General features: G+C 72.1%; 14 protein-coding genes and 1 pseudogene. 11 read left to right on the top strand and 4 right to left on the bottom strand.

Annotation, left to right across the window (positions count from 1 at the left end; translation table 11 throughout):
* Nucleotides 1-32 precede the first annotated feature (32 nt).
* The 4 genes and pseudogenes from J2S57_RS04145 to J2S57_RS35495 form a co-directional block, all read left to right on the top strand.
* On the top strand, nt 33-836 hold the full coding sequence (locus tag J2S57_RS04145; protein WP_307238481.1) for a response regulator transcription factor: 804 nt from the start codon (nt 33-35) through the stop codon (nt 834-836).
* A gap of 110 nt (nt 837-946) precedes the next feature.
* A complete protein-coding gene (locus tag J2S57_RS04140; RefSeq protein WP_307238479.1) occupies nt 947-1567 on the top strand; it encodes a DUF4126 domain-containing protein in 621 nt (206 codons plus the stop codon).
* 211 nt (nt 1568-1778) lie between these two features.
* Nucleotides 1779-4196 (top strand): FlgD immunoglobulin-like domain containing protein, encoded by a 2418-nt coding sequence (locus J2S57_RS04135; RefSeq protein WP_307238477.1) that lies wholly within the window; start codon nt 1779-1781, stop codon nt 4194-4196.
* A gap of 881 nt (nt 4197-5077) precedes the next feature.
* Nucleotides 5078-5344: pseudogene (locus J2S57_RS35495) on the top strand (aggregation-promoting factor C-terminal-like domain-containing protein); the annotation flags it as partial.
* 1 nt (nt 5345) lies between these two features.
* On the opposite strand, the gene J2S57_RS04125 reads toward J2S57_RS35495, so the two are convergent.
* Nucleotides 5346-5882, bottom strand: a complete 537-nt coding sequence (locus tag J2S57_RS04125; RefSeq protein WP_307238472.1) for a GNAT family N-acetyltransferase — start codon at nt 5880-5882, stop codon at nt 5346-5348.
* Nucleotides 5883-5910: 28 nt separating this feature from the next.
* Here J2S57_RS04125 and J2S57_RS04120 point away from each other — a divergent pair, with 28 nt between their 5' ends.
* From J2S57_RS04120 to J2S57_RS04110, 3 genes are all read left to right on the top strand, one after another.
* Nucleotides 5911-9024: an NACHT domain-containing protein gene (locus J2S57_RS04120; protein WP_307238470.1), complete on the top strand. Its 3114-nt coding sequence runs from the start codon at nt 5911-5913 to the stop codon at nt 9022-9024.
* A gap of 17 nt (nt 9025-9041) precedes the next feature.
* Entirely contained in the window at nt 9042-9947 is a 906-nt protein-coding gene (locus tag J2S57_RS04115) for a pyridoxal-phosphate dependent enzyme (RefSeq protein WP_307238468.1), read from the top strand.
* A 97-nt stretch (nt 9948-10044) separates the two neighbouring features.
* A complete protein-coding gene (locus J2S57_RS04110) occupies nt 10045-11628 on the top strand; it encodes a lysyl oxidase family protein (RefSeq protein WP_307238466.1) in 1584 nt (527 codons plus the stop codon).
* Here the strand turns inward: J2S57_RS04110 and J2S57_RS04105 are convergent.
* Nucleotides 11618-12289 (bottom strand): class I SAM-dependent DNA methyltransferase, encoded by a 672-nt coding sequence (locus J2S57_RS04105; RefSeq protein WP_307238463.1) that lies wholly within the window; start codon nt 12287-12289, stop codon nt 11618-11620. The two genes, J2S57_RS04110 and J2S57_RS04105, sit on opposite strands and share 11 nt — an antisense overlap.
* Before the next feature lie 41 nt (nt 12290-12330).
* Nucleotides 12331-12489, bottom strand: coding sequence for a hypothetical protein (locus tag J2S57_RS04100; RefSeq protein ID WP_307238461.1), 159 nt, complete (start codon nt 12487-12489; stop codon nt 12331-12333).
* 159 nt (nt 12490-12648) lie between these two features.
* Between J2S57_RS04100 and J2S57_RS04095 the strand changes: the two genes are divergently transcribed.
* From J2S57_RS04095 to J2S57_RS04080, 4 genes are all read left to right on the top strand, one after another.
* Nucleotides 12649-13344, top strand: coding sequence for a GAF and ANTAR domain-containing protein (locus J2S57_RS04095; RefSeq protein WP_307238459.1), 696 nt, complete (start codon nt 12649-12651; stop codon nt 13342-13344).
* A gap of 65 nt (nt 13345-13409) precedes the next feature.
* Complete coding sequence (locus J2S57_RS04090) at nt 13410-14357, top strand: ribonuclease Z (RefSeq protein WP_307238457.1); 948 nt, start codon at nt 13410-13412, stop codon at nt 14355-14357.
* Nucleotides 14358-14366: 9 nt separating this feature from the next.
* Nucleotides 14367-15173 (top strand): aminoglycoside phosphotransferase/kinase family protein, encoded by an 807-nt coding sequence (locus J2S57_RS04085; protein ID WP_307238455.1) that lies wholly within the window; start codon nt 14367-14369, stop codon nt 15171-15173.
* A gap of 84 nt (nt 15174-15257) precedes the next feature.
* On the top strand, nt 15258-15494 hold the full coding sequence (locus J2S57_RS04080; RefSeq protein WP_307238454.1) for a hypothetical protein: 237 nt from the start codon (nt 15258-15260) through the stop codon (nt 15492-15494).
* 9 nt (nt 15495-15503) lie between these two features.
* On the opposite strand, the gene J2S57_RS04075 is transcribed toward J2S57_RS04080, so the two are convergent.
* Nucleotides 15504-16439 carry a helix-turn-helix transcriptional regulator gene (locus J2S57_RS04075; protein WP_307238452.1) on the bottom strand — a complete coding sequence of 312 codons (936 nt, stop codon included), beginning with the start codon at nt 16437-16439 and terminating at the stop codon, nt 15504-15506.
* Between the last annotated feature and the right edge of the window lie 10 nt (nt 16440-16449).

Below are 16449 nucleotides of genomic sequence, written 5' to 3'. Positions count from 1 at the left end.
GGCCGCGGCCCGGGGCTGATGGCGGTGCCGGTGTGAACAGCGGTGCGGACGGCAGTGCGGACGACGCTGCGGACGGCAGTGCGGACGGCAGTGCGGACAGCGGTGCGGACGGCGGTGCGGACGTCAGCGTGGGCGGCGGTGCGGACGACGGTGTGGGCGACGGGGTGAAGGACGGCGTGGAGCCAGCAGAGCGGTCCGGCGTGAAAGTCGTTCTGGTGGACGACCATCCGGCGATCCTGGCCGGGGTGCAGGCGTGGATGGCGCTCGCCACGCCCGCGGTGGAGGTGGTCGCCGCCGGGTCGGACCTGTCCGCGGCCTGGCTGGAACCGGGGCGGTCGGTGCCCGTGGTGGTGATGGACCTGCAGCTCGGTGGCGCCCCCGCCTACGCGGACCTGTCGCGGCTGGTCGAGCACGGCCGTCAGGTGGTGGTGTACTCGATGCGCGAGGACAGCGACACCGCCCTCACCTGCCTGGAGATCGGCGCGTTCACCTACCTGACCAAGGCCGAGGGGCAGGCGCACCTGGTCGACGCGGTGCGGGCCGCCCACGAGTCACGGCCGTACGTGTCGCCGTCGCTGGCCGGGGCGATGGGCGTTGACAACCGCCGCATCCGCCCCGACCTGGCCCCCCGCGAGATCGACGTGCTGCTCGAGTGGTTCCGTTGCGAGAGCAAGGATCTCGTGGGCCAGAAGCTCGGCATCTCGGCCCGCACGGTCTCCACCTACATCGACCGCGTGCGCATCAAGTACGCCAACACGGGCCGCCCGGCCGGCACCAAGGCCACCCTGGTGGCCCGCGCCATCCAGGACGGCCTGGTCTCGCTCGACGACCTCTGAACGATCGGGTTTCCGCACCCGGGCCCGCGCGGCATGCAACGGATTCGGCCGGATCGCACGTCTGTGAGATTCCGGCACAATCTCGTCATGACGTTTGGAGGTGGGTTCCCGTGATCGCTGCTCTGACCGGGTCCGGCCTGGCCGCGGCCGCCGGGCTCAACGCGTGGATCCCGTTCGTGCTGGTGGCGATGATCGCGCGGTTCACCGAGCTGATCGACCTGCCCTCCGACTACGACTGGGTGACGTCCGAGTGGGCCCTCGGGGTCGGCGTCCTGCTGCTCCTGACCGAGATCGTGGTCGACAAGGTGCCCGTGGTCGACCACGTCAACGACCTCGTCCAGACCGCGGTGCGGCCCACCGTGGGCGGGCTCATCTCGAGCGCCACCTTCAGCGCGCAGAACCTCGACAACAGCCAGTGGATGCGTGACAACCCGTGGGCCGGGGCGATCATCGGTGTGGCCGTGGCCGGTCTGACGCACGCCACCAAGTCGGCGGCGCGGCCGGTGATCAACGTCGGCACGGCCGGGTTCGGGGCGCCGGTGGCCTCGACGATCGAAGACGTGCTCTCGGTCGTCGTCAGCGTGCTGGCGATCTTCGCCCCGATCGTCATCCTCGTGGTGCTGGTGATCATGGCCTGGGTGATGGTGAGGATCTGGCGGCGCTGGGCGGCCTGGCGGGCGCGGCGGCAGTCGCCGGGTCTGCCGAAGACGCAGGAACTGCCCACCGGCTGAGGGTCGCGAAAGTGCCTGCCCGATAACCCCTGATCGGTAACCCCTGATCGGCCCACGCGCGGCCCCGGGGGCAGGAGGATCATCGAGAACGGCACCGCTCGGCGGTGCCGTTCTTCGCGGCCGGACCGGAACCACAGCCCGATCGGCGCATTCAGTCTGCCTCCCGGCCTGCCGCCCGGCCTGATCCGTCAGATCGTTCCTGGGGGGAACCATGCCCGCACACCGTTTTCCGGGGCGGCGGCTGGCCGTCGCCGTCGCCACTGGACTGGGGGGACTGCTGCTGGCCGGTCCGGCCCTGGCCGCGCCCGCGCCGCCCGGGGCCGCGGTGAGCGTGCTCGTTCCCGGCCAGCCGATGGAGCGCTCGCTGCGCCTGGTGGGTGCGTCCGGTTTCGGCGTCGCCGTGGTGCAGGGTGACGACGACTTCGTGATCGGGTCGCGGTACGACACCACGGTGCTCACCGGCGCCGAGGGGGACGAGCTCACGCCGCGCCCGGCGATCCGGTCGGAGGGCTGGATCAGCGACCGCGTTCTGCTGGGCGTGCACGACGACGAGCTCGGCTGGGCCGTGCAGCGGGGGCAGGGCAACTACGAGCAGAGTGCCTGGCGCGCCCACCGCACGAACATCTTCACCGGTGACGACCACGTCGACGGAACCATTTCGCGTCCGTCGGTTTTCACCGGCAACTGGTTCACCTACTCGTCGTTGCTGCGTTACCCGGCCGACGGCGACAGCATCCCGCTGCTCAAGCACTTCGCGGGCACCGGCGCGGGTGGCGTCGACGGTGAGATGGCCGTGAACCGGTTCGGCGACGACGGCCGGGCGATCGTCGACGTGGCCGCCGACGACTGGACCGTGGTCAAGGTGGTGGCCGACCCGCCGCTGCCCGGGCCGTACGAGCAGGACACGGCCGAGTCCCGCACCTACCGGGTGCAGCGCTTCGAGAACGGCGGGCCGTGGGAGACCCTGGCCGAGACCACCGACGCGATCAGCTCGGTGGCGTTCAGCCGGGACACGTTCAGCGTGGCCTGGGACTCGCAGGCTCCCGGGCAGTCCCGCCGCATCCACACCCGGCGCGAGACCGAGAACGGGCCGGAGGAGACCGTCTTCACCGATTCCGACCCGGACGTCGCGGACGTCGACCTGGCCGCCGGCGCGGGTGGCGTCGGCTACCTGGTGTGGGGTCAGGACGGCGACGGTGCCGGTCAGAGCGAACTGCGCATCGTCAACGGCGAAACTGCCCGCACCGTGCCCCTTCCCGCCGGCAGCGCGGGACTGGCCGCGGTCGGCGACCGGTTCCTGACCGCGGCCGGCGGCAGCGACCAGATCGCCGGCGTCTACAGCGTCAGCCCGGACGACCGGGCGGTGCGCACGGCGACCGTGCCCAGCGCCACCCAGCCCGTCACCGGACTCTCGCTGGCCGCGTCCACCCTCTACTACGCCGACACCACGCTCGACGCCGCCGGCTACCGCTCGATCTGGAAGACCCCGGTCGGCGCCGGGCTGAAGCTCGGGAAGGCCAAGCGGGTCAGCCTGTCCGGTCTTCCCGCCGAGCCGGCCGAGCAGGTGCAGGGGCAGGCCTTCTTCTCGGCCGGGCGCGGCCTGGTGCTCGGCCCGGACACCCCGTACAAGTGGCGGCTCCTCGACCGGGGCAAGGTCACCGGCACCATCGACGCCCTGAACGGGTACGACGTGCGGCCCGTGATCTCCGGGCCCTACGCGCTGCTCGAGCGCACCGTCGTCGACCCGGAGGGAGAGGTCGTCTACTCGATTCCCGAGGCCAACTGGTACGGGAGCGGCCAGCGTGACCTGTTCGGCTCGTCCGTCGTCTTCAGCCTCTACCCCGACTATCCGGAGTCGGACGCGGGGGCCGAGGTGTGGCTCGACGACATCGAGAACCAGGAGCCGGAGCTGCTGGGGCACGCGAAGGGCTGCTGGCCGGGCGCTCCGGTCTCGGTCTGGGGTGAGCTCGTGGCCTGGATCTCGTGCGAGACCGGGGTGATCACCATCCGCAACCTGCGCACCGGCCAGGAGCGCACGGTCGAGGGCGGGCCGCAGTCGGTCTATGCCGCGAGCGGACGGCTGGAACTGGGCGAGGGAGCGGTCTTCTGGACCACCTACTCCGACGAGAGGTCCGTCTTCGAGGGCCACGTGCTCGACCTGCTGACACCCGGGGCCACGCCGGTCGACCTGGCCGGTGACTGGGGTCTGGCGGCGTTCGACGACCACCTGCTCGCGCACCGTACCTCGATCGAGGGGCGCGTCGAGGTACAGCGACTGCCCTTCGAGGCCAGGTACCGGCCGCGGCTGATCGGCAAGCTGGCCGACGCGTCGTTCCGGGCGGCCGCCGAGCAGACCTGGAAGCCGCGGTTCGACGTGACCAAGCCGCTGGTCGACGTGAAGCTGACGATCACGGACGCGGCCGGGCAGGTCGTGCGCACCCTCACGGGGACCGCCCCGGACGGCAGTGTCCGCGACCTGACCTGGGACGGGCGTGACCGTCAGGGCCGGTTGCAGAAGGTGGGTCTGTACCGGTGGACGCTCACGGGTAGTGCCGCCGACGGCGACGGGACGCTGCGGGGCAAGAGGGGCGGTGAGCTCGTCACCGGTTCCGTGCGCATCAAGGGCTGAAATTTCACCCGACGGTGTGTCGTCGTAGCCCTTGGTGATTCTTCACCTGGGTGCTTGTGCACAGCTGTCCCACAGGCCACCGTTGTCCCCGTGACAACGGTGGCCGTGCTGTGAGCGCTTCGATCGGCGAGTCGGAAGCCGGCCCGGTCCGGGCCTACCCGAAGCGCTCGGAGCTGCGCCGGGCCGAGGCCCGGGCCGCCTCCCGGCGTCCTGACGACCGTCGTCCCGCCGACCGGCGTCCGCCGGGCCCGGCCGGAGGTCAGCGCCCGGCCGGAGTTCAGCGTCCGCCCGCACCGGTGACGGCGGCCCGTCGCTCGAGTGGTGCGGCCGGTGAGCCGATGGCGTTCGCCGCCACCGCGTCCGTGCTCCCCCTCCCGCAGGCTGACGCGTGGCGCCCGGCCGGGGTCGATCTGCCGCTGCCCCGTCCGGTCTCCGACGACCCGTTCCGGCGCGCGCCGGAGATGCTGCCCGCCGTGCCGGTGGCGATCCCGCTGCTCGGCCGGGGCCGGGCCGGGGCCGCGCGGTTGCTGGTGATGGCGCTGGTGGTCGGGGCGCAGGGGGTCGGCGCGTCGTACCTGGCCACGCACGGCATCCCGCTGGGCGGTGACGGGGACGTGGCGGCGTCGGCGTTCGTGACGGTGGACGCCGAGGCCGAGGCTCGGCAGCTGGCCGCGGAACAAGCCGTTCTCGATCAGGCTCGCGCCGACGAGGCCGTGCGCGAGACCCAGCGTCAGGCGGCGCCGGCCAAGGCTCAGGGCGCCTACCGGCAGTACCAGCAGGCCAAGGCCGCGGCGGCCCGGATCAGGGCCGCGGCCGAGCGGCGCGAGCAGGCGCTGCGCAACGCCCAGCGCGACCCCCGGTCGGCGGCGCGTCTGCTGGTGGCCGACCGGGGCTGGTCGTCGTCGCAGTTCTCCTGCCTGGACTCGCTCTGGAACAAGGAGAGCACCTGGAACTACCGCGCCACGAACCCCAGCTCGGGTGCGTACGGCATTCCGCAGTCGCTGCCGGGGTCGAAGATGGCCGCGGCGGGCGCGGACTGGCAGACCAACCCGGTCACCCAGATCCGCTGGGGGCTCGACTACATCGCCGAGCGCTACGGAACTCCCTGCGGGGCGTGGAGTTACAGTCAGGCCCACAACTCGTACTGAGTCAGCCGCGGCTGCGGGTCACGCGGGTGACGGGCTCGAAGCCGCGCCGGCGGTACCAGCTCAGGGGCCAGTCGTCTTCGTCGGCGCCGACGATCACGGTGTGCACGCCGTTCTGGTCGAGGTGCTGGAAGGTGGCGGCCAGCAGGGCGTCTCCGTAGCCGTGCCCGCGGTGGGCGGGGAACACGTCGACCTCCTGCAGCCGCGCCCAGCCGGGGTGCGGTGAGAACCAGCCGATCGCGCCCACCCGCTCTTGGTGGTCGTGGGCGGACATCATGACGAGCCCGAGCCGCGCGCAGCGTTCCCGCAGCCCGCGCACCATCGCCCGGGCTCCCCGGGCGTCGACCCCGAACCCGGCCTCCACCTCGATGCGGTGCGTGGTGTACGTGGGCCAGTCGACGGGTTCCAGGGCAAGGGTTTCCGGGGCCTTCAACGGTGGACGCGTCGGTCGCGTCAGGAGCGTCTTGCCGATCTGGTCGGTGGTCACCTCGCGGGCATCGGGAAAGAGCAGGCGCTCGGACCGCAGTGCTTCCCCGGACATGCGGCCGACTCTGCCCTAGTTTGGGCCGATGAGGAAGCGGGCGTTCAGCTACGCCGATGCCGCGCGGCTGATGGGCGGGGGCGACGACCAGCTCGTCCGGGCCCTGGACACGCTGGCCGGGGGTGCGCTGCTGGTCGCCACGGCCGGCGGCAGTGAACTGGCGATCAGTCTGTTCGACGCCAAGTCGGAGTTCACCCGGCTCAGCGAGCAACTGGTGAAGGGCCTGTCCGACCGGGCGCGGGGGCTGGGGCGGCTCGACCAGAACGACCGGATGGCGGCGGCGCAGGCCGTCATCGTGGTGCTGGCCTACTTCGAGGCGGTGCGCGAGGCGGATCTGCCGCTGGACCTCGACGAGCTGCGTCTCGACCGGGCCGACCAGACCCGGATCGTGACCGGCGCGGCCGAGGGGAAGCACCTGGCGGACCTGGCGGCGGGGCTCCTGCACGCGCCCGAGGCGGCACCCTCACCGTTCTGGGTGCCGCAGGAGCACCCCACCCGTCTGCTGAACCGCTACCGCACCAGTTCCCTGGGCCTGCTCAGCTTTCTCGAGGGCTCCGCGGTCTGGGACACCTGGTCGGAGACCGACCGCGACCGGGTGACGAAGCTGCTGCTGGGAACGGTGCCCGCCGTCGCGATCCGTCGCCGGGAGACACTGCTGCGTCGCCTGGCGGTGGAGTTCCCGGAACTGGCCTTCTATCTCGACCGGGCCGACCACGCGGCCACCCGGCAGGCGGTGGCGACCGGCCTGGCGGCTCTGGAGGCGAACCTGCGGGCCGTCGCGCCCCTGCCTCCCGATCCCGGGACACAGACCCGCCGGGCTCTGGCGCTCAGCCACGCCGCCGGTCTGGGGCGCGCCGTGGTGGCCTCCGGCGACGTCCCCGAGTTCCTGAGACTCCCGGCGCTGCGCGACGGTTACATCGACCCGGACTTCCGGTTCGCCTCCGCCGAGCGGCACAACCAGCTGCACCTGGCCGAGTTCTGGGCGGCCCGGCCCGTGCAGCAGAACCTGGGCGGGTTCCTGGCCGCCCACTTCGGCAGCCCGGAGGCGAGCGTGCGTCCGCTGATGGTTCTCGGGCAGCCCGGGGCGGGCAAGTCGGTGCTCACCCAGTTCCTGGCCGCCCGTCTGCCGCCGAGCGACTTCCTCGTCGTGCGGGTCGTGCTGCGCCAGGTCCCCGCCGACGCCGACGTGCAGACCCAGATCGAAGAGGCGGTGCGCATCGCGACGGGTGAGCCGACCAGCTGGCCGGCCCTGTCCCGGTCGGCCGGGAACGCCCTGCGCGTGGTCATTCTCGACGGTTTCGACGAGCTGCTGCAGACCACCGGCGTCGGGCAGTCGGCCTACCTGCGTGAGCTGGCGGCGTTCCAGGAGCGCGAGGCCGACCAGGAGCGTCCGGTGGCGGTCGTCGTGACCAGCCGGGTGTCGGTGGCCGACCGCGCCCTGGTGCCCGAGGCCGGGGTCTCGGTGGTGCATCTCGAGCCCTTCCAGGCCCGGCAGATCGAGCGGTGGGTGGAGATCTGGAACGACCACAACGCCGCGAGTCTCGAGAGCCGGGGGCTGCAGCGTCTGGCGGCCCGGGCCGTGCTGGCGCACCCCGACCTGGCCGAGCAGCCGCTGCTGCTGCTCATGCTCGCCCTGTACGACTGTGACGGCAACAGCCTGCAGCGTGCCGGCGACGACCTGAGCACCCCGGAGCTCTACGAACGGCTCCTCGACCGCTTCGCCCGGCGCGAGGTGGAGAAGTCCGGCCCGGAGCTCACCGCTCGCGAGAGGGACGAGGCCGTGCGCGACGAGCTGCACCGGCTCTCGATCGCGGCCGTCGCCATGTTCAACCGCGGCCGGCAGTGGGTCACCCAGGGGGAACTGGACGACGACCTGCGCGCGCTGGAGTCCGAGAACGTGATGCAGCGCAACGACTTCCGGTCGCCGGTGACTCCCGGGGCGCGGGCGATCGGCAAGTTCTTCTTCGTGCACCGCATGCAGTCGCGGCAGGGTGGCGACGAGCTCACGGCCGTCGAGTTCCTGCACGCGACGTTCGGTGAGTACCTGGTGGCCCGGCTGGTGGTGCGCGAGCTCGTGAACAACCTCGAGCTGCTGGAGTTCGCCGAGCTCAGGGGGCGCCGCACGCCGGAGCCCGAACTCGGCCTGCTGCTGGACGTTCTCGCGTACGTCCCCCTGACGATCCGGGGCACCGTGCTGGACACGCTGGGGGAGCGGCTCGACCGTCTCGGGCCGGAACGGCGTGAGGCCCTGACCCAGTTCCTGCTGCGGACCTTCCGGGCGGTGGCCGCCGGCGAGGCCGGTGCGACGCACACCTATCGCCCGCGGTCACAGAGCCCGGCCGGGCGGCAGGCGATGCAGACGCTCAACCTGCTCCTGCTCGCCCTGTGCACGCGAAAGAAGCTCCTGGCCTCGGAACTTCTCGGCCCGGTCCCCGACGTTCCGCGTCACTGGCGCGGTCACGCCATGCTCTGGTCGTCGCAGTGCACCCCGGAGGGCTGGGGCACCGTTCTCGGCACGGTGCGGGTGGACCGCTCGGTGCGGACCGACGGCTCGCGCGACCTTCAGCTGCGGAGGTTCTCGGCCCGGGTGTGGCTGGCCGAGCCGGTCGACCCGCAGTGGTTCCTGGAGGGCCCGACGGAGAACGCCTGGGCCGAGTCGTCGGTGGGGGAGATGCGGCAGGTGGCCGCCTTTCTGCAGGACGCCCACGTCGCCGGTCTGACCCACTCGCTGGACTGGACGCTGCACGAGGAAGACATCCCCGTCGCCTTCAGCCTGGCCGGGCAGTTCCTGCCGACAGGGCGGGGCGAGGTGAAGTCCGGCAACCGGATCCTCGTCGATCTCTGGCTGTCCACAGCGCTCACCGCGGCCGGCCGGAGCGCGCCCTCGCTCGTCGACGACTGCCGTGACGGCCTGAAACTGATCCAGATGCTGGACGCACGGGCCAGGGGGGCCGACGAGCCGGCGATCGACCTCGTCATGACCCAGATCCTGGTCAACGCCGCGCTGCTGCCCCGGGACGTGCTCGAGGAGGCCCGGGAGCTGATGGCGCCCGAAGGCCTCGACGGCGGTGCCGTGCACTATCCCTTCGAGAGCGCCGACCGCTGGTTCGCCGAGCTCACCCGGCTGCTCGATTCCGACTGACCTGCAACACTTTCCTCATGCTGGCCACCTACCCCACGCCCCTCGACCCCGCGCCGCGACTGGCCGAGGCCATCGGCCTGAACCCCGGCGACCTGTACGTCAAGCGCGACGACCTCATCGGCCTCGGCGGGGGCGGCAACAAGGTGCGCAAGCTCGAGCACACCGTGCGCCAGGCTCTCGACCGCCGGGCCACCGTGCTCGTCACCAGCGGCGCCGCCCAGAGCAACCACGCCCGCCTCACCGCCGCGGCCGCCGCCAAGGCCGGGCTGCGGGCTGTGCTGGTGCTCGAGGGGCACGAGACGCCGGCCGTCGGAAACCTGCTGCTCGACCGGCTCTTCGGGGCCGAGATCGTCTGGGCCGGTGACCTGCGCCCCGCCGATCTGGGCGAGCGCGTGCGGGCCGAGGCGGAACGGCTCACCGGGCTGGGGGAGCGGGCCGAGGTCATCCCGTTCGGTGGGTCGAGTGTGCTCGGGGCCAAGGGCTACGAGGAGTGCGGACACGAACTGCGGCAGCAGCTTCCCGATCTGCACACCGTCGTCACCGCCCTGGGGTCCGGCGGCACGATGGCCGGGCTGGTGCGCGCGCTGGGGCCCGGGAAGGTCTACGGGGTCGACGTCGGAGCGGTGCCCGATCCCCGCGCCGTGGTCGCGGCCCTGCTGCCCGACCCGGGCATCGACCTGCGGATCCGGGCGGCGGCCGGTGCCTACGGCGTCCTCGCTCCAGCGGTGAAGGAGGCCATGACGCTGGTGGCGCGCACCGAGGGCATCGTGCTGGATCCGGTCTACACCGGGCGTGCCGCGGCCGGGCTCGTCGAGGCGGTGCGGGAGGGTCTGATCGAACCCGGCCGTACGACCGTGCTGCTTCATTCCGGTGGGCTTCCAGGGCTTTTCGGGCATCCTGAGGCGAGTGAGATCTACGTCTAGGTAGCGTACTTTCAGGCGATCATCTGAGGTAACCCTCGGCTCCGGCGGTATCGAGGTCCCACCATGACGTCCTACGGGCGTACTGAACGGGGGAGCCATGAGAGTCAATCGGGCCGTGTTACGGCTGACACCGGTGCTGGTCGGGTTGCTGGCCGCCGGAACCTTCACGGCGGTGAGGGCGTCCTCGGCGACCGTCCCGCTGGTCGACTTCACCGTGCTCAACACCTCGACGGCCGTGCGCCGGGGGCCGGGCGAGCCGGTCTACCTCTACGACCTCGGCTTCTACGCGGTCGCCCACGAGACGGTCGAGATCCGCACGCACCGTGGCGCCTCCTACTCCGACCCGATCGCGGCCACCCTCAGCGTGGGCGAGGGGGCGGAGCGCGCCACCACCGACCTCCCCGCGAACATCACCACGAACCCCGGCCGGCTCACCTCCTTCTTCGACGTGAAAGTGAGCGACGCACGGGGCCAGAAGGTCCGGAGCTCGGCTCTGGAGTTCTGCCCGAACTCCTACGGCCGCAGCCGGGTCGAGCCCGACGCGGCGGCCCAGTCGCCGTACCCCCGCTCGTGCGGCGGCTCCCACCCGTTCGCCCTCGGCAGCGTCCTCGGCATCACCAAGGGCTGGTCCACGCCGGTGCTCGGCGACTACGAGAGCCCGCTGTCGTTCGAGGCCCCCGACGGCACCTACACGGTCAAGATCGCCGTGGCCAGGCCCTGGCGGGAGGTGCTCGGCCTGACCCTCGAGCAGGCGACCTCGCAGGTCACGGTCAAGGTATCGACCTACGGCACGTCCACCGCCAGATCGTCGGCCGAGCACTCGCAGCACATGCACCACACGCACCCGGTCGTCGACGAGGCCCGGCTGTCGCCGCAGACGGCCGCCCTGGAGGCCGCCCGCAAGCGCGCTCTCGGCGTGCCCAACGTGCCCGCCCCGAACCCGCCCACCGGCCGGGTGGACGCCTTCGACGTGAACGACGCGCCCAAGGCCGACCTGCGCTCGCTGCCCGCCTACGACATCTCCCGCGAGGTGACCGGGCGCCCGGGGCAGGCCCGCAAGACCTACCTCAACTTCGGCGCCACGGTCTGGAACGCGGGCCCGTCGCCGCTGGTGGTCGACGGGTTCCGCAAGCCCGGCCAGGACGTGCTCGAGGCCTACCAGTACTTCTTCGACGCCGAAGGCAACCAGGTCGGCCACGCCCCGGCCGGTGAGATGCAGTGGGATCCGCGCAACGGTCACAACCACTGGCACTTCAAGGATTTCGCCTCCTACCGCCTGCTCGACTCGACCAGGAAGAAGGCGATCATCAGCGGCAAGGAGGCCTTCTGCCTGGCGCCCACCGACGCGATCGACCTGACCGTGGACGACGCGCAGTGGCGTCCCGCGTCCACCGACCTCGACACCGCCTGCGGTCAGAGCAACAAGAACCTGCTGAGCATCCGGGAGGTGCTGGAGAGCGGGTGGGGCGACACCTACGGCCAGTACCTGCCCGGGCAGTCGTTCGACATCACCCGGGTGCCGGGCGGCACCTACTACGTCGAGACGCTGGCCAACCCCGAGCGCCGGCTGACCGAGTCGGACTACGACAACAACTCGGCCCTGCGCAAGGTCGCCATCGGCGGCCCGGTCGGGGGCGTGCGCACGATCAAGGTCTACCCCTACGAGGGGGTCAAGCGGTAACCCCCCAGGTCGAGGGCCTGGCCGCGATCACCGTGGCGTAGGGCCGGGTTTCGTGGGGCGGGTGCGGCTCGCGCACCAGCTGGGCCCGCACGGTGAGGCCGGCCGCGGTGAGCGCCCGCACCACCTCCTCGGGCACCAGGCGCTGCAGGGGCAGGCTGACCTCGTGGTCGAGCCAGGTGGTCATGTCGGTGGGCTCGTCGCGCACGCTGAACGACAGCATGACGAGCCCGCCCGGCCGCAGTGCCTTGGCGAAGCCCTCGAAGGCCTTCGAGAGGTACCGCGCCGGAACGGTGTTGAACGAGAAGAGGGCCACGATGCCGTCGAGGCTGGTGTCCGTGACCGTCAGGTCGAGGATGGACGCCTCACGGAACTCCAGCTCCGGGTGCGCCTTCCGGGCCTGGGCGAGCATGGCGGGGGAGATGTCGAGGCCGAACGCGTCGAGCCCGAGGTCGCGCAGCACGGCGGTGATGTGCCCGGGGCCGCAGCCCACGTCCGCCACCCGGCGCGGGCCCTGCTGCTCGCGCACCAGTTCCGCGAACAGGGACAGGAACGCGCGGTCGTAGGGACGCCCGTCGAGAGCCTGGCTCTGCGCCTCGGTGTAGGCCTGCGCCACGGTCTCGTAGGTGGCCCGGGTGGCGGTGAGGAAGTCGGGTTCGGTCACGGCAGCAGTATCAAGGGTGGACGCGGTGGTCGCCCGGCCGGTCAGGGGCGTCGGTCAGGGGCGTCGGTCAGGGTGGCCGGCCGGTCGGGCCCGGGGGTGCTGTGGCCGGCGGCCGGCAGTGCGGTGACCGCGACCAGGGCCACGACGAGCAGGAACCGCCCACCGGTGAAAAAATCGCGGCACGAGGGGGTCTGGGGCACGGGCGGTCCTCCGGTTCGTCGGTTCCTGACCTGGTCAGGCTATGAGTGAGCCGGGTGCGGGCGCGTCCCCCGGCGCCGCCAGTTCGGGGTAGCTCGCGTGGGGGACGGCGGTTGCGTGTCATCAGGAGCGATATCGATATGCGGGGTAGTGTCGAGGACATGTCGACGCTGCCGACAGCCGTGCTGACCGAACTTCTGAGCATCCGTCTCCAGGGCTCCTCGCTCGAGCAACTGCTGAGGCGTTACATCGACATCGCCCAGGCGGGGGTGCCGGGGATGGACGACGTCTCGGTCACCCTGCTGCGCAACGAACGCCCCTTCACCGCCAGCTTCAGCAGTGACATCGCCCTGCGCGCCGACGAGCTGCAGTACGGATTCGGTTACGGCCCCTGCCTCGACGCCGCCTCGTCGGGTGAGGTGCTGCGCATCCACGACATGCGCGACGAGCCACGCTGGCCCGAGTATGCCGAAAAGGTGGTTCGGCACGGCATTCTCAGCGCGGTCTCGGTGCCGCTGCCGCTCCAGACCGACCTGATCGGCGCCCTCAACTGGTACGGCCGCGAACCCGGGGCACCCGACGAGACGGTCGAGGCCGGGGTCGAGATCGCCGCCCACGTCGCGGTGGCCATCAGCAACGCGGTCAGCGCCGACGACAACGCCAAGCTCGCCGCCGAGATGCAGACCGCGATGGCCAGCCGGGCCGTGATCGAGCAGGCCAAGGGCGTGATCATGGCGCAGAACCGGTGCGACGCCGAACAGGCCTTCGAGGTGCTGCGCATCGCCTCGATGGGCCGCAACGTCAAACTGCGCGACCTGGCCCGCGACATCGTGACCCGCACGGCCAAACCGGCATAGTCTGGCCACATGGTCACGCTCCAGGTCGCAGCCGCCGGGAAGGCCGTCACGGGGCAGACCCCGGCATGAGCCGCCGCGAGGTCGTCACCCTCGGCACGTCGTGCCAGATCCCCACCCGCGAGCGCAATCACGTGGCCACCTACCTGCGGCTGGGCGACCTCGGCGTGCTCGTCGACTGCGGTGAGGGCACCCAGCGGCAGGTCGTGCGGGCGGGGCTGCGCACGTCGCAGATCGACGCGCTGTTCCTCACCCACGAGCACGGCGACCACACCTACGGCGTGCCCGGCCTGCTGAACCGGCGCCGCGTCGAAGACGTCCCGGGCCCGCTGCCGGTCGCGGCGCCGGCCGAGGCGATCGAACGACTGAGCCTGCTCACCTCTTTCGCCACCAACGGCCCGGAGCCGCTGCACGAGTGGATCCCCGCCGGGCACGGTGAGGTCCTGCGGCTGCGCTCGTGGACGGTCCGCTCGGCGCCTCTGCGTCATCGGGTGCCCACGGTCGGATACCGCTTCACCGAAGACGACTCGCGCACCCTGATCCCGGCGGTCGCGGCCGAGCACGGCGTCACCGGGCCGGACCTGGGGCGTCTGCAGCGCGGCGAGACCGTGCGCGGGGTGTCGCTCGCCGACGTCAGCGTGCCCCGTCCGGGCCAGCGGGTCGCCGTGATCATGGACACGGCGGTCTGCGACGGCGCCCTCGAACTCGCCCAGGGCTGTGACCTGCTGGTCAGCGAGGCCACGTACAACGACGACCAGGTGGCGCTCGCCGAGACGAACGGGCACCTGACGGCCCGGCAGGCGGCCGAACTGGCCGTCGCCGCGGGGGTCCGGCGCCTGGTGCTCACTCACTTCTCGTCGCGCTACGAAGACCTGACCCGGCATCTCGACGAGGCGCGAGAGGTCCACCCGGACGTCGTCGTGGCCTGCGACCTGCAGGTGATCCCGGTGCCCGGGCGTATCGAGCAGACGTCGTCCGGGCCCGAGGGGGCAGCGGCACCCACAGCGAAGACTTAGGCTCGGGGCGTGCGTCCTTCCCCTCACGTACTCGACCTGTTCGCGGTGCCGGAAGACACGCAGCCACTGCCCGGAGGGCAGGGGCACAGCGTGCGAGCCGGTGACCTGGTGCTCAGCCCTGGCCGTGACCCGCGGATCCAGGACTGGCTGAGCCCGCTGCTCGCCCGGTTCGCGGTGCGTCTCGACGTCGATCCCACCCGCCGCCGTCAGGACCTGCGCGTCGCCGTGCCGGTCCCGGCCCGTGACGGGTCGTGGGTGGTCGACGGCTGGGCGGCCAGCCGTTACGAGCCCGGCACCGTCACCTGCCAGAACCTCGACCTGGCCATCGCCGCCGGTCACGTGCTGCACGCCCGCCTGGCCTCGCTGCTGCGTGAGCGCCCGGCCGGGCTCGAGGGTCACACCGACCGCTGGAGCGTGGCCGAGCGGGTGGCGTTCGGTGAGGAGGCGGTGCCGCCGTTGCGCCCGGCGGTCCACGAACTGGTGACGCGTGCGCTCGCGTCTCTCGACGCGTCCTCACTCGGGCCCGACCAGCTGGTGCACCGCGATCTGGCCGGCAACGTGCTGCTCGACGCCGACGGCGCCCCGGTGGTCATCGACGTGTCGCCGGCCTGGCGGCCGGTGCTCTGGGCCGACGCGGTGTGCGTGCTCGACAGCGTGATGTGGCAGGGCGCGGCGCCCGAGGCCCTTGACGAGTGGACGTCCGGCCCGCACCGCGACGCGATGCTCCGCGCGGCCGTGTTCCGGCTGGTCGCCGACGACCCGGAAGACCTCGACGCCTACCTCGACGTGGTCGGCCCGATCGCGGTCGGTGTGTGACGTAGCTCCCCGTCGGGGAAAAGATCGAACTTTCGGCCCGGTCGTGCCATCTCACATAACTGGGACAGCGGGATGGAGACAGGGATGTCGACGGAGATGTGGCGGCCAGGGACGGTCGCCGGCTGGGCGCTGGTGGCCGTGCTGGTCGTCGGCGCCGGGATCGCGCAGGCGGGCCAGGCGTCGCACGACTCGCGGGCGGGCACCGAGCCGGCCGGCACCACGGGCACGACGGTGAACTACGACGAGGGGCCCGAGGGGTTGCACGTCCAGCAGCGGCGGGCGCGGTCGATCACCGAGGCACAGGCGGTGGTGGCTCCCTGAGTCGTTGACTCAGGCGGTGGCCCGGCCGAAACGCTGCGCCAGGGCCGCGGTCGCCGCGCGCAGCTCGTCCGGCCCCTCGATCGTGAAGTCCACGTCGAACCGGGCGATCGTGGCGGCCAGCCCCGCCCACGACCAGGAACCCAGGGTGAGACGGCAGGTTTCGGGGGTGAGGGCCTCCAGCGTCCCGTCGCCCACGAAGGCGGCAACGGTGGACGCGTCGGTGTTCAGTACCGCGGTGCCCCGGCAGGGCCAGTCCTGGGTGCCCGCGGCCGCGCCCCGGAACCGCCCGGTGACGAACGCCGCGGCGTCACCGCCGGGGATCTCGCGCCGGGCGAAGCGCGGGCCGTTCGGGGTGCGCAGGCTCATCCGGTCGGCGCGGAACGTGCGCCAGTCCTGCTTCTCCGGGTCCCAGCCGAGCAGGTACCAGCGGCCGTGACGGCTGACGAGGTGGTGCGGTTCGGCCCGGCGCAGCACGTCGCCGTAGTCGAAACGCACGACCTCCCGGGCCCGCACGGCGTCGGCGAGAGCCATGAGCACCTGCGGGTCCACCTCCTGCGGGCGGCCGATCGGGGTCACGTCGAGCGTGTCGATGCGGTGCCGCAGCCGTGAGGGCATGACCTGCCGCACCGTCGCCAGCGCCCGGGTCGCCGCCTCCGCCACCCCGGCCCCGCTCACCGTGGCCAGGCGCAGCGCCACCGCGAGGGCCACGGCCTGCTCGTCGTCGAACAGCAGCGGGGGCAGATCGGCCCCGGCCTCCAGCCGGTACCCGCCGTCGGGCCCCTTCGCCGCCGCGATCGGGTATCCGAGCTCGCGCAGCCGGTCGACGTCCCGCCGCACGGTGCGGGGGCTGACGTCGAGCCGCTCGGCGAGCACCTGCCCCGGCCAGTCCCGCCGGGCCTGCAGCAACGACAGCAGGGACAGCAGCCGTTCGGACGTTGAGCTCATGACCCCATGA

This window comes from Kineosporia succinea (assembly GCF_030811555.1).
GTDB lineage: Bacteria > Actinomycetota > Actinomycetes > Actinomycetales > Kineosporiaceae > Kineosporia > Kineosporia succinea.
The sequence above is the reverse complement of the archived record's forward strand: the minus strand, read 5'-3'. Positions and strand labels throughout refer to the sequence as shown.